Below are 12,834 nucleotides of genomic sequence, written 5' to 3' on the forward strand. Positions count from 1 at the left end.
CTCGCGCGCTCACGCGGGGTGTTCGGCGCACAGGCAGCCGACGCCCTTGTCGATCCAGTCCCGTTCGGTCCACTCCGGATGCCGTTCGACCATGAGTGCCCTGACCTCCTCGACGATCGTCTCCTCGCTCATCGCCGAGTCGTGCCGCACCCACGTCTCGTCCCGCAGCAGCCGCAGATAGTCACGGACGTCCGCGAGCAACTCCGGCCCGCCCAGGGCCCCGTGGCCGGGTACGACGACCCGCGCCCCCTCGCCCGCGAGCCGCTCCATCACCCCGAGCCAGCGCGTGCCGGACACATCGGTGTCGTACGGCGGGAACCACGGGAAGATGGCGAACTGCCCGGTCTCCACGAGGTCCCCGGTGAACAGCACGCCCGCGTCCGGCACCCGCACCACCTGGTCGCCCTTGGTGTGCGCCCGGCCGGTGGCCCTCAACTGCACGACACGGCCGCCCAGTTCGAGGTCGTAGGCGTCGTCGTAGACGAGGTCGGGCTCGGGCAGGACAGCGCCGTCGAGCTGCCGGGCGACCGGTTCGCCGAGACCCCGGAACATGTCGAGATAGCCGGGGCCCTTCACCTTCAGGTCCTCGGCCTGCGCGCGGTTCACGAGGAACGTCGCCTCGCCCGCGAACGCCCGCGCCCCGAAGGCGTGTTCAGGGTGGAAGTGGGTCGTCGTGAGATACAGCCTGCGTCCCTTGGCGTACTCGGTCGCGAACTCCAGCACCTTCTCGGCGTTCCGCGGGCCCAGGCCCGTCTCCACGACGAGCACCGCGTCCCGGCCGCCGATGACACCGATGTTGGGCACCAACTGCACCCGCCCGTCGGGCACGACCACCAGGTCGCGGTCCAGTTCCCGCACATCGGTGATGTGCACGACGGGGTCGTGCGCCACACGGTCGGCCATGGAGACTCCTCAGCGGTACGTCGATCCTGTCCTCCCACCACTCCACCGCCGGACCCCCGGGGGTGTCCAAGACCGATCCTGTACGGCCGATACCGCGTCGGTATCATCGCCGGTCATGGAGCTACGCACGTTGCGCTACTTCGTGGCGGTCGCCGAGGAACTCCACTTCGGCCGGGCCGCCGCGCGCCTGCGGATGACCCAGCCGCCGCTGAGCCGGGCGATCAAACAGCTGGAGACCGACCTCGGCTGTGTCCTGCTGCTCCGCTCGCCGACGGGAGTGGCGCTGACCCCGGCCGGTGTCCTGCTCCACGAGGAGGCGCGTGCCCTGCTGGCGCAGGCCGACCGGGTGCGGGCCCGGGTGACCGACCTGGCCGGACCGGTCACCCTGACGGTGGGGACGCTCGCGGACAGCGTGGTGCAGTTCGGCACCCGGCTCGCCGCCGCCTACCGGGAGCAGCACCCGGCCGCCCGCATCCTCATCCGTGAGTCGGACCTGACCGACCCGACCGCGGGACTGCGGGCCGGGCTCGTCGACGTGGCGCTGACCAGGACGCCCTTCGACGACACCGGCATCGCCACCCGGACCCTGCGCTCGGAACGCGTCGGCGTGGTCCTCCGTACGGACGACCCGCTCGCCCACCGTGAAGGCCTGCGTCTGGCCGACCTCGCCGAGCGCCGCTGGTTCCGCTTCCCGGAGGGCACGGACCCGGTCTGGGAGGCCTACTGGACCGGGTTGGCGGGTGACGGCCGGCGCCGTGACGGGCCCGTCGTGCGGACGGCCCGTGAGTGCCTGCAGTCGGTGCTGTGGAACGGCACCGTGGGGCTGATGCCGCTCGGGCACGACCTGCCGGACGGCCTGACCGTGGTGCCGCTGACCGACATGCCGCCGAGCGCACTCGTCATCGCGTGGCGCGATGCCGACGCTTCTGTGCGGATCCGGTCGTTCGTGCGGATCGCCGAGTCCGTGCACGGCACGGCTACCGGACCGGCGCCCGGCCGATGACCCCGTCGGCCTCCAGCGCGGTGATCTCCCGTGCCGTCAGGCCGAGTTCGGCCAGCAGCTCGTGGTTGTGCCGGCCGAGCAGAGGAGCGTGACGAAGACGGCGGTGGGCAGGGCTCCGGGAGAGCCGGACCGGCAGGGTGCTGTAGCGGGCCCGGCCGCCCACGGGGTGGTCGACCTCCTCGAAGAAGCCGCGGCACCGCAGCTGCTCCAACTCGGCCTGCCGGTGCGGCTGCATCACCTTGGCCACCGGGACACCGGCCGGCCAGAGGCGGTCGACGATCTCGTCGGCACCGCGCCCACGGCACCAGGCGGCGAGTTGCTCGTCGAGGGCGTCATGGTGCCTGTGCCGTCCCTCGGCGGTGGAGAGCTCTGGGCTCGACGCCCAGCCGGGGCGGCCGAGGGCGGCGCGCAGCGCCTCCCACTGTTCGTCGGTGGCCACGGCTATCGCCACCCAGGAGTCCTGACGGCCGAACTCGTCCTGGTCCGCGGTGAGATACAGGTTCTGCGGGGCCGCGCGAGGACCGCGGTTCCCGGCCCGCTCCAGCAGCGCGCCGTAGGCCGAGTACTCGACGACCTGCTCGGCGGCCACGTTGAGAGCCGCGTCGACCATGGCCGCCTCCACCAGTGCTCCCTCGCCGGTCCGGCGCCGGTGCTCCAGGGCCAGCAGCAGGCCGTTCAGCGCGTGGACGCCGGCGTTCGGGTCGCCGATCGAGTACGGCTCGACCGGATTGCGCTCCGGATGGCCGGTGAGCCAGGTCAGTCCCGACGCGTCCTCGATGACGAAGGCGAACGCGGCGTTGTCGCGCCACGGTCCGTCGAGACCGAAGCCGGGCATGCGGACCATGACGACGTCGGGGCGCAGGGCCCGTAACGCCTCGTAGTCCAGGCCGAGTTGGTCCAGGACGCGCGGGGTGTAGTTCTCGACGACGACGTCACAGGTCGCGATCAGCCGGCGCAGCAGGTCGCGTCCCCGCTCGGTGCGGAAGTCGAGGGTCAGGCTCTTCTTGTTGGTGTTGAGGCCCGCGAAGATCGGCGACCGCTCCCACCACTGGTCCACGGTCGGCGGGACACCCGAGATCAGCCGGGTGCCGTCGGGCCGCGAGGTCGACTCCAGATGGATCACCTCGGCCCCGAGCAGGGCGAGCACGTGGGTGCACGAGGGGCCGGCCCAGAAGGCGGTCATGTCCAGGACCCGCAGACCGCTGAACGACAGTCCGGCGCCCTTCTTCCAGCGCGCCCGACGCGCCGCGCCACGGCGGCTCTCGGTGTGCTCGCCGAGCCGCGGGGCCGGACCCGGCGGACGTAACCGCGCGGTTTCCAGCCGGAAGGGCGGGGCGGGTTGGAGGAAGCCGTCGCGCGGGTTGGGCAGGAAGCTCCCGCGCGCTTCGAAGTGGTCCATGGCCGGGGCGTTGGCGCCATTGACGACCGCGGAGTTGGGGATGCGGAACGCCGTGGCCAGCTCGCGGACCTCCGCGACCGTCCGGCCGGCGATCCACTCCTGGATCACCGGGGCCATCGCGGTGGTCCGTTCGCCGATCGAGACCGGGTTCTTCTCGTCGATCCACTCCGGGTGGCCGACCATCGCGCAGAGGTCGAAGAACTGCTGGGCGGTGACGCACCCGAGCGCCACGAGCCCGTCCTTGGCGGTGGCCACGCCCGGCATGTTCAGCCTGCGCGTCCGCTGCCACGGCCGGTCCAGCATGTCCCGGAACGTCACCGGGTGGTAGGTGAGGGACAGGACATGCGCCTCGAGCATGGAGAGGTCGATCAGTTCACCCGTGCCGGGAGCGCGCAGTCGTACGGCCATGGTCGCGGCGGCGGCGTACGCTCCCGAGACCCAGTCACCGACCTGGCCTCCCACGTGGACCGGCGCCCGGTCGGGTGCGCCGCGCCCCAGCCCGACGATGCCGCCGGACCAGGCCTGCAGCGTGAACTCGGTGGCCGCCCGGTCCCGCCACGGCCCCTCCAGACCGAACGGCGTGATCGACGTGACGACGAGATGCGGATGGGCACGGTGGATCTCCCGCGGCGACAGCGGCGAGCCCGGCGACCACACCGCGACGTCCGCCGATTCCAGGAGCCCGCGCACCAGCTCCGGATCGCCTACGACGCTCTGCTTCGAGCAGGCCAGGAAGCTGAACAGGGCCCCGTCGTCGCCGGGTCGGACCGTGGCGCCGGACGCCGACCACCGTCGTAGCGGATCGCCCTCCGGAGGCTCGGCCTTGACGACCTGGGCGCCCCCGTCGGCCAGCAGCTTCGTGCAGTAGGCGCCGGGGATTCCCGTGGACAGGTCCACCACCACGCAGTCGCCGAGCGGGGGTTCGGCGGGGGCGGGGCTCAAGAGTCGTCCCTTCGTTCGCGGCCCGACCTGCTCAGCCGGAAGTCCGGCGGGAAGCGGTCGTCGTTGCTCCGGACCGCGTTCGGTACGCCGCCGTCGACCGTCTCCCGGTCGAGCATCAGGTCGTTGCCGTCGGCCCGCGCCATCCCGCCCACCGATTCGAGAAGACCGGTGAGCAGGGAGCCCATGTACTCGCCCTGGTGCTGTTTGAAGATCTCGAAGAAGACCTTCTGCATGAACACCGTGTCGGTCGGCCGGGTGCGTGCGCAGGCCAGCGCGTACTTGTCCACCTCCTTCTCCAACTCGTCCCGGGGGACGACGCTGTTGAGGAAGTTGCACTCGTACATCTCCAGGGCCGTGAAGGGCCTGCCGGTGAACACCATCTCCTGGAACTTCCGCAGGCCCATCGTCTGCGCCCAGGTCCACATCCGCGGTGCCCAGCCGACGTAACGGAAGGACGGGTGGCCGAAGAGGGCGTCGTCGGAGGAGATCACCAGGTCGGCGTCGGCGGCCTGGTAGAAGTGCCAGCCGTAGCAGTAGCCCTTGACCTCCAGGATGCTGATCTTCTTGAAGTCCTGGAGGCTGCGGCAGCCGGCCCCGGGATTCGCGTACCACTGGGACGGGGTTCCGCCGTAGCGGTAGGAGCCCTTGGGGGGATAGCGGACGTCGTCCTCCTCGTCGAGGCCGAGCTCCGACAGGAGTGGCCCCGCGGTCGGCGCGGCGTGCATCTCCATGGTCTCGGTGATGTCGGCGCCCGAGCCGAGGTCGTCGCCGATGCCCCGGATCACCAGGACCTTCACCTCGTCGTCGACGTTGGCGCGGTGCAGGAGGTCCCCGAAGCGCAGCCGGGCCGCCGCGGTCGGTGCGTTGAGGGCGTCGGGCCGGTCCAGGGTGAGGGTGGCGATCTTCGTCCTGGGGTCCTTCTCGTAGCGGATGATCTCCTCCGCCGAAGGACGCGTGCTGTCAGGCATGCGGGTCCTAACTACCGTTTCCAGACGGGACTTGAGGTCAGCGGTTCGGCGCCGTCAGAGGTGATGAGCACCGCCTCCCGGCGCAGTACGGCACCCACGCCCCGCCGCCAGACGTAGCCGGTCACGGCCAGCGCCATGCCGGGTTCGAGGCGTTCCTCGGCGGCAGTGGCGGGCAGGCCGGAGGTGACCACGGGCGGGTCGAAACCCAGGCCGAGGCCGCGGGCGACGGGCATGGGAGGCAGGGGCTCGCCAGCCGTGTCGTACACGGCGAGCAGGTCACTGGTCGGCGCGCCCGGTCGGCAGGCCGCGAACAGCGGCTCCCACAGGGCATCGGAGCGCCGGAACAGGTCACGGACGGCGTTCCGGTCGCCGCCCTCGACCGGCCAGGTGCGTCCGACCTCGCCGATGTATCCGCCCGCGACCACGCCGGCCGTGAGGGACACGAGGTCGCCCGGGCCCACCCGGCCGTCTCCGTCCACCCGACGCCAGGGGTGGTCCCGGGATGTCACCCACGCCACCTCCTGGGTCGCCGGGGTGGTCACGCCACCGGCCGCCGCTGCCTCCAGGAGTACGCCCGACAGGTGCTGCTCGCTGACGCCGGGCCGTAGTTCGGCCACCGCCGCCGCCAGGCTCGCCTCGGCCACATCGATGGCCTGCCGGAGGGCCACGATCTCCTCCGGCGTCTTGACCCGGCGGGCGGCGCGCATGGCCGGTTCGCCGTCGACCAGGTCGGCGAACGGGAAGGCCGGGGGCAGGAGTTGGGCGAAGGTCGGCGAGATGGTGTCCGTGCCCACCCGGCGGGCGGTGGCCGCCCCCTCGATGTCCCGGATCACCGCCACCCAGTTCATGGGGTTCCACGTCAGGCCGTACAACCGCTCGTGCGGGATGTCGTCGGGGATGCCCTCGTCCCAGGTGCTGAGCATGTGGATGGCGCCCGTGGCGCGGACCACCACGGCGGCCGGGGCGAAGGGATGGGTGCCCGCGGTCCACAGTCCGCGGGCCCCGGTGACGTAACGGACGTTGGCGCTCCGCCCGAGGACGAGGACGTCGAGGTCGTGGGCTGCCATGTGTGCCAGCGCGCGCTCCCGCCGCCCGGTGCGGAGAGCGCGGTCGTCCGGCAGGACCTCAGTCGCCATAAGGGGCGTAGGAGTAGTCGGTCAGGGCTGTCCAGCCCTCTTCCTCGATCACCAGGACCTCCTCGCTGCGGTAGCCGCCGGTGCCGTCCTCCCAGACCACGGGTTCCAGGACGAGCACCATGCCTGCCTGGAGCACCAGTCGGGCGTCGAACTCCTCGCCCAGATCGGTGCCGACGAAGGGCATCTCGGCTGGGTCCGTGCCCATGCCGTGGCCCAGGTAGAAGTGGGGGAGCCAGGGTTTCGAGCCGCCGTTCGCGGTGATGGCGGCCCGGGTCAGGTCGGCGGCGGTGGCACCCGCCCGCAGCACGTCCTTGACCGCGCTGTGGATGTCCCACCACCGGGTGAACTGCGCCCGCTGACGCGGGTCCGGGTCCTGTCCGACGATCCAGGTCCGGCCGAAGTCCGAGCAGTATCCGGCGTAGTTGATACTCACGTCGGTCCACAGGACGTCGCCCCGGGCCAGTTCCCGCTCCGTCGTCAGCAGGGGGAGGGCGAGGTCGCCGTGGGTGGTCCACACCCCGGCCGCCCGGGAGCCCGGCATCACCTGCCAGATGGGGTCGAGCACGTTGGCCAGGGCGCCGTGCTCGTAGGCCCGGCGCACGAACGCCGCCGACAGGTCGATCTGCCGCATGCCCGGGGCCAACGACCCTTCGACGTCGGCCATGGCCCGCTCGGTGATCCTCAAAGCGGTCCGGATACAGGCCAGTTCGTCGGGCGTCTTGATCACCTTGGCCGCGGTCAGGACCAACGCGGCGTCGATGGGTGGCCCACCCGGGAACAACGCCTTCTGCGCTCGGCGCATCGCCCCGGTCACCTCATCGACGGCGACCCGCGCTCCGCCGGGCACGAGGTCGGCGACCACGGCCGCGAAGTTCCGTACCCCTTCGTCGAATTCGAGGTAGACCGGCGGGTGGACGTGGTCGGCGGGCAGTGGCGACTGTGCCGAGGTGCCTTCGCGGAACGGCATGAAGAGATGGGGCCACGGGTCGTCCGCCACCACCACCGCCACGGGGCGGTCGACGTGGGCGAGGCCGGAGTCGCCGAGCGGCCAGCTCGCTCCGGTCGCGTAGGTCACCGCGTTGTTGCCGAGCAGGATCAGGGCGTCAACGCCCTGTCCCGCCATGGCAGTTCGCAGCCGTGCGCCGCGTTCACGGTTCATGCGGGTCGGGTCGGGTGCGGCCGGGATGTCGATGACGGTCATTCCCGTCTCCCTCACGAGGTCATGGAGCTTCGCCGTCGTTTCTCGTGGTCCGGGCCGGCACTACAGGCCGAGGTACTCCTTGACGTTGCCGCTGACCACGCGGGCCGCCTTCTCCGGCCCGACGGCGTCCACGACCATCGCGATCGACTTCTCCGAGTAGCCGAACGTGCTCTCGTTGTGCGGATAGTCGGCGGACCACATGACCCGGTCCACCCCGATGCGGTCGACCAGTTCGAGGCCGAGCGGATCGACCATGAAGGACGCGTACATGTGCTGGTCCCAGTAGTGCTGGACGTCGTGCTCCACCGGACGGTCCAGCATGTGCCGGTAGGAGGCGAGGAGGTGTTCGGCGTCCTGGAGCGCGGAGGGCACCCAGTTCACGCCGCCCTCGAACCACCCGACGCGCAGCCCCGGATGACGGTCGAGGATGCCGCCGAGGACGTACCTCCCGAACATCTCCCGGTACGGCGCCACGTTGGCCACCATGCCGACGGCGATGGCGTTGACCTCGCACGGGGCCTTGAGCCCGGTCTCGCCGATGTGGTGGGACACCGGGAGTCCCGCCTCCTCGATCGCGTCCCAGACCGGGATCATCGCGGCGCCGGAGTAGTCGATCGGGTCGCCCGCGTCGTCCGCCCCGGGGTTCAGCGGCATGAGGAAGGTCTTCAGCCCCAGGCCCTTCATCTCCTCCAGGGTGCGTCGAGTCCCTTGCGCGTCCCACCAGTTGATGAGCCCGACGCCGTGGAAGCGGCCCCCGGAGCGTTCCTGCAACCCGGCGATGTACTCGTTGTAGATCCGGAAGCAGAGCTCGCGGACCTCCTTGTCGGGGTAGTGGAACAGGGCCAACAGCGCGTTGGGGAACGCCAGTTCCTTCGCGATGCCGTCCGAGTGCAGTTCCTCGATGCGGCCTTCGAGGTTGTTGCTGCCGGCGCCGGTCAGGGGGTCGTACTGCATGAGGACGTGGCTGAACTCGCCCGGCAGGAACGACTTTCCGCCCATTCCCAGCTCGTAGGCGCCGTCCTCGTACCAGACCCGCGGTGCCTGGTTCCTGAGCCGCTCGGGGAAGCGGTCGTAGAAGATGTCGTCCGCGAGGGAGATGTGGTTGTCGGCGGAGAACACCTCGGTGCCCGGCGGAAGGCCCGGCGAGGAGCCGTCGGCGTGGCCGTGCCGGTCCTTGGGCGGGCCGAAGCCTTCGGGGGGATACAGGGTGGATGACTGGCTGGACATCATTGTCCTCCATGGGGAGCCGCGGGTTTCACGTCCGTGCGTGGTTCGTCTGCTCCTGTCGTGCGGGGGAGGCGGCGGGTCAGGCCCGCAGGGGCTTCGGGCCCGCCGTCGTCCCGCCGTCGATCGTCAGCACCGTGCCGGTGGTGTGCAGCGAGCGGTCGCCGCCCAGGTAGGCGACGGCTTCCGCCACGTCCCTGGGGGTGCCCACTCGCTCCAGCGGCTGGACGGCCGCCATGTGGGCGCGGATGCGGCGGGTCATCTCCTCGGCGTCGCCCTCCTGCCCGGCCGCCGTCGCCGAGGCCAGCAACTGTGTCGGGATGCCGCCCGGCGCCACGCAGTTGACGCGGATGCCGTACTCGGCCAGGTCGACGGCGACACCCTTGGTGAAGTGGATGACCGCGGCCTTCGAGGCGCGGTAGGTCGGGACGCTCGCGCCGGCCTGGATCCCGCCTACGGAGCTGACGTTGACGATGGATCCGCCGCCGTTCGCCGCCATGTGCCGGGCTGCGGCCTGGGTGCCGACCATCACGCCGAGCAGGTTGACCGAGAGGACGTGCTGGAAGTCGGCGAAGTCCTCGTCGAGGAAACGCTGGTGCATGGCGCCCGACACCCCGGCGTTGTTGACCATGAGGTGCAGGCCGCCGAACTCCTTCACCGCGAAGTCGACGAGTCCCCGGACCTGTTCGGCGTCCGCGACGTCCGTCCGCCGGAAACGGACGTCCGGGCCGTAGCCGTTCGCCAGGGTCTCGCCGAGGTCCGGATCGAGATCGGCGATGACGACGCGGGCCCCGTCCTCGAGAAGCCTCTCGACGGTCGCGCGCCCCAGGCCCGCCGCCCCGCCGGTGACCACGGCCACCTTCTCCGACAGTTCCTTGGCCATCGCGGTCACCATGTGACGGGCAGCGAGTAGACGCCGTAGGCCAGCCGGTCGTGCTTGAACCGGATCCGGTCCAGCGGCTCGGCCAGGCGCAGGGCGGGGATCCGGCGGAAGAGCGTGCCGTAGACGACCTGGAGCTCCACGCGGGCGAGTTGCTGGCCCACGCACTGGTGGATGCCGAAGCCGAACGCGTTGTGGTGCCGGGCGTTCTCCCGGCGCAGGTCCAGCGCGTCGGGGTCGGGGAAGACGTGTGCGTCCCGGTTGGCGCTGAAGAGTTCGATGACGATGCCCTCGCCGGCGCGGATCACCTCGCCGCCGATCTCGATGTCCTCCTTGGCGATCCGCCGCTGGCCGCCGTGGATGATGCCCAGGTAGCGCAGCAGTTCCTCCACCGCGCCCGCGACGACCTTCGGGTCGTCGGTGTCACGGAGGATCGCGAGCTGCTCGGGGTGCTCCAGCAGCGCGACGACGGCGAGGCCGATCATGTTGGCGCTGGTCTCGTGGCCCGCGATGAGCAGCCCCGTGCCCATCATGGCCGCCTCGGACACGCTGATGTCGCCGGAGGTGACGAGGGCCGCGATCTCGGAGAGCGCGTCGTCCGCGGGTTCGGCGGCCTTCTTCTCGACGAGCCGCACCAGGTACTCGTTGAGCGCCCCGAAGGTCCGCATGCTCTCCTCGGCGGACACGTCGTGGGCGATCCCGCGCGCGGCGTTCTCCTGGAAGAAGTCGTGGTCCTCGTAGGGCACGCCCAGCAGTTCGCTGATCATCAGGGTCGGCAACGGCAGCGCCAGCGCCTCGACCAGGTCGGCCGGCTTCGGTCCGGCCAGCATCGCGTCGATCAGCTCGTCGGTGATCTTCTGGATGGTCGGGCGCAGCGCCTCCACCCGCTTGAAGGTGAACGGCTTCGTCATGATCCGGCGGAACCCGGTGTGCTCGGGGGCGTCCGAGTTGAAGACCGAGCGCGGGCGGTAGTCCACCGCGGCCGCCATGCCCTCGTGCCAGTGCGGGAATCCGGGCAGCCGTTCGTCGACACTGACCCGGGGGTCGCCGAGCAGAGCGCGCTGCTCGGCGTGGCCGGTGACGATCCACGGGGTGCTGCCGTCCCAGATCCGCACCTTGGCGAGGGGCCTCTGCGCGGTCAACTCCCGCAGCGCCGGGGGCGGATCGAACGGGCAGCCCTCCGCCCGCGGCATCGGCCACTCGGGGACCTCGGCGGTGCCGCTGGTCGCGGCGCCTGTCAGTGCGTCGGACATGTCCATCCTCAAGGTGTCGTCCGGGGCGTTCAGTGCGCGATGTGGATCGCCAGCGCGGGGCAGACGGCGGCCGCGTCACGGACGTCGTCGGCCAGTTCGGCGGGTGGGTCGTCGGTCAGCAGGACGACGACACCGTCCTCGTCCCGCTGGTCGAACACGTCCGGCGCGGTGGCCGCACACTGGCCGGCCGCGACGCATTTGTTCTGCTCGACGGTGATTTTCACGGGCTGCTCCCTCATGGCCTCCGGGGCAGAACGGCGCCCTTGGTGGGCTCCGTCGACCGCGCCTCCGAGTGAACTCCCGGCCCTCGGCTAAGTCAATCGATTGATTCAAAATTTACTGAGACGGATGGGTGGATCTTCTGTGGTGGCGGGGTGGGGCGAGGAAGGTGACGGTCCGTCAGGAAGTGTGTGTCACGGGAGCCGTCCACAGCCCGACGATCGCGTCGACCAGCCCGTCCGCGGCATCGTGCCAACTGGCCCTTGGTGTAGGGGTGTTGAGGGCCAGGGCGCGCTCACGCTCGGCGCACGTGTAGAGGATCACGTTCCGGGTCATCGAGGTGCGTTCCGCGCGCACCTCGGCCGGCAGGTCGGGCAGGCACCGGTGCAGCCCGTCGAGGATCTGCCGCCACACCGGCAGGTCGAGGGTCTCGGCGACCAGGATCTCGTGCAGCGCGGGGTCGGCCATCACCTGGGCGCAGAACCGCGCGAACCACGTGGGGCTGCCCAGCTCGGCCAGGTACTCGGGGGTCGGCCGCACCAAGCACGCGACCCAGTCCCGGAGTTCGGTGGAATCGCCCGTCTCGGCCAGCAGACGCTCGCTCAGGCGCTGGATCCGCTCGGCGTGATGGCGGGCGATCGCCCGCACCAGGTCCGTCTTGGTGCCGAAGTGGTAGCCGACCACAGCGGTGTTGCCCTGTCCGGCCGCCTCGCTGATCTGCCGGTTCGACACGGCGTACACACCGCGCTCGGCGAACAGGCGCTCCGCCGTCCTCCGGATGAGCTCCCGGGTCACTCTGACCTGCTCGGCCCGGACACTCCTACCCGTCATGTCCACCACCGTACCGGGACCGTGCGCGGCCGGTAGCTCCCACCTGCCCCTGGACGGAGATCAACCAGGTGACTTACGTTCTAGGCGCGTCGGACCAACGGGACAAGTCGTCGCGAGACGGCGCCAAGTCCCGGAACGGCGGTGGGGACCATGGCGGGCGGAACACGGCGGGACGAGCAGGTCCGGGCGACCCGGACAGCGCTCCTGGACGCCGCGGAGCGGCTGTTCGCCGAACACGGCGTGCACGCGATGTCCAACCGGCAGATCAGCGAGGCCGCGGGCCAGGGCAACAACACCGCCGTCAGCTACCACTTCGGCACCAAGGCCGATCTGGTGCGGGCCATCGTCCGGCGCCACGCGGAACAGATCGAGGGCATCCGCGTCCGCATGCTGGCCGACATCGGCGACTCCACCGAACTCCGCGACTGGGTGGACTGTTCGGTGCGCCCCGTCACCGGCCACCTGGCTGCCCTCGGCCGCCCCAGTTGGTACGCCCGGTTCATCGCCCAGGTCTCGGCCGATCCCGCGCTCTACGCCATCACGGAGGAGGAGTTCTTCGGAGCCTCCCCGTCGCTGGGGAAGCTGGAGGAGGGCCTGACCCGCTGTGTGCCCGTCCTGCCGGCAGGGGTGCACGCCGATCGCGCGGTCATGACCCGGCACCTGATCGTGCAGATGTCCGTCGAGCGGGAACGGGCCCTCGCCGACGGCATCCCCACCACCCGGTCGACCTGGCACGACACCGCCGACGGCCTCGTCGACGCGATCGTCGCGCTGTGGCAGGCGCCGGTGACGACGGGGCCGCCGCCGGCGAAGTGACCGCGGGTGGGCCGCAATTGAGAGAGGCAAGCCGCCGTTCCACTCACCGGGAGTACGAA

The 12,834-nt window shown here is 71.0% G+C and carries 12 protein-coding genes; 2 read left to right on the forward strand and 10 right to left on the reverse strand.

Annotated features, from left to right (window positions below; genetic code table 11):
- Nucleotides 1-9 precede the first annotated feature (9 nt).
- Nucleotides 10-903 (reverse strand): MBL fold metallo-hydrolase, encoded by an 894-nt coding sequence (locus tag OO69_RS11350; protein WP_033280389.1) that lies wholly within the window; start codon nucleotides 901-903, stop codon nucleotides 10-12.
- Nucleotides 904-1,018: 115 nt separating this feature from the next.
- Here OO69_RS11350 and OO69_RS11355 point away from each other — a divergent pair, with 115 nt between their 5' ends.
- Nucleotides 1,019-1,906 carry a LysR substrate-binding domain-containing protein gene (locus OO69_RS11355; RefSeq protein ID WP_033280390.1) on the forward strand — a complete coding sequence of 296 codons (888 nt, stop codon included), beginning with the start codon at nucleotides 1,019-1,021 and terminating at the stop codon, nucleotides 1,904-1,906.
- On the opposite strand, the gene OO69_RS11360 is transcribed toward OO69_RS11355, so the two are convergent.
- The 9 genes from OO69_RS11360 to OO69_RS11400 form a co-directional block, all read right to left on the reverse strand.
- On the reverse strand, nucleotides 1,881-4,247 hold the full coding sequence (locus tag OO69_RS11360; RefSeq protein WP_033280391.1) for a CaiB/BaiF CoA-transferase family protein: 2,367 nt from the start codon (nucleotides 4,245-4,247) through the stop codon (nucleotides 1,881-1,883). The two genes, OO69_RS11355 and OO69_RS11360, sit on opposite strands and share 26 nt — an antisense overlap.
- Complete coding sequence (locus OO69_RS11365; protein ID WP_033280392.1) at nucleotides 4,244-5,215, reverse strand: enoyl-CoA hydratase/isomerase family protein; 972 nt, start codon at nucleotides 5,213-5,215, stop codon at nucleotides 4,244-4,246. Before OO69_RS11365 ends, OO69_RS11360 begins: the two co-directional genes overlap by 4 nt.
- Before the next feature lie 11 nt (nucleotides 5,216-5,226).
- The gene (locus OO69_RS11370; RefSeq protein WP_033280393.1) at nucleotides 5,227-6,351 is read right to left on the reverse strand and encodes a M24 family metallopeptidase; all 1,125 of its coding nucleotides are present in this window, start codon (nucleotides 6,349-6,351) and stop codon (nucleotides 5,227-5,229) included.
- On the reverse strand, nucleotides 6,341-7,552 hold the full coding sequence (locus OO69_RS11375; RefSeq protein WP_033280394.1) for a M24 family metallopeptidase: 1,212 nt from the start codon (nucleotides 7,550-7,552) through the stop codon (nucleotides 6,341-6,343). Before OO69_RS11375 ends, OO69_RS11370 begins: the two co-directional genes overlap by 11 nt.
- 60 nt (nucleotides 7,553-7,612) lie before the next feature.
- The gene (locus OO69_RS11380; protein ID WP_033280395.1) at nucleotides 7,613-8,779 is read right to left on the reverse strand and encodes an amidohydrolase family protein; all 1,167 of its coding nucleotides are present in this window, start codon (nucleotides 8,777-8,779) and stop codon (nucleotides 7,613-7,615) included.
- Nucleotides 8,780-8,858: 79 nt separating this feature from the next.
- Complete coding sequence (locus OO69_RS11385; RefSeq protein WP_033280396.1) at nucleotides 8,859-9,659, reverse strand: SDR family NAD(P)-dependent oxidoreductase; 801 nt, start codon at nucleotides 9,657-9,659, stop codon at nucleotides 8,859-8,861.
- Nucleotides 9,660-9,664: 5 nt separating this feature from the next.
- Nucleotides 9,665-10,909: a cytochrome P450 gene (locus OO69_RS11390; RefSeq protein ID WP_033280569.1), complete on the reverse strand. Its 1,245-nt coding sequence runs from the start codon at nucleotides 10,907-10,909 to the stop codon at nucleotides 9,665-9,667.
- A 29-nt stretch (nucleotides 10,910-10,938) separates the two neighbouring features.
- Nucleotides 10,939-11,133 carry a ferredoxin gene (locus OO69_RS11395; protein ID WP_033280397.1) on the reverse strand — a complete coding sequence of 65 codons (195 nt, stop codon included), beginning with the start codon at nucleotides 11,131-11,133 and terminating at the stop codon, nucleotides 10,939-10,941.
- 175 nt (nucleotides 11,134-11,308) lie between these two features.
- Nucleotides 11,309-11,959: a TetR/AcrR family transcriptional regulator gene (locus OO69_RS11400; protein ID WP_033280570.1), complete on the reverse strand. Its 651-nt coding sequence runs from the start codon at nucleotides 11,957-11,959 to the stop codon at nucleotides 11,309-11,311.
- 150 nt (nucleotides 11,960-12,109) lie between these two features.
- Between OO69_RS11400 and OO69_RS11405 the strand changes: the two genes are divergently transcribed.
- Nucleotides 12,110-12,775: a TetR/AcrR family transcriptional regulator gene (locus tag OO69_RS11405; RefSeq protein WP_033280571.1), complete on the forward strand. Its 666-nt coding sequence runs from the start codon at nucleotides 12,110-12,112 to the stop codon at nucleotides 12,773-12,775.
- The last annotated feature ends 59 nt before the right edge of the window (nucleotides 12,776-12,834 follow it).

This window comes from Streptomyces sp. NRRL F-525 (assembly GCF_000716605.1).
In the GTDB taxonomy this organism is placed as follows: Bacteria; Actinomycetota; Actinomycetes; order Streptomycetales; family Streptomycetaceae; genus Streptomyces.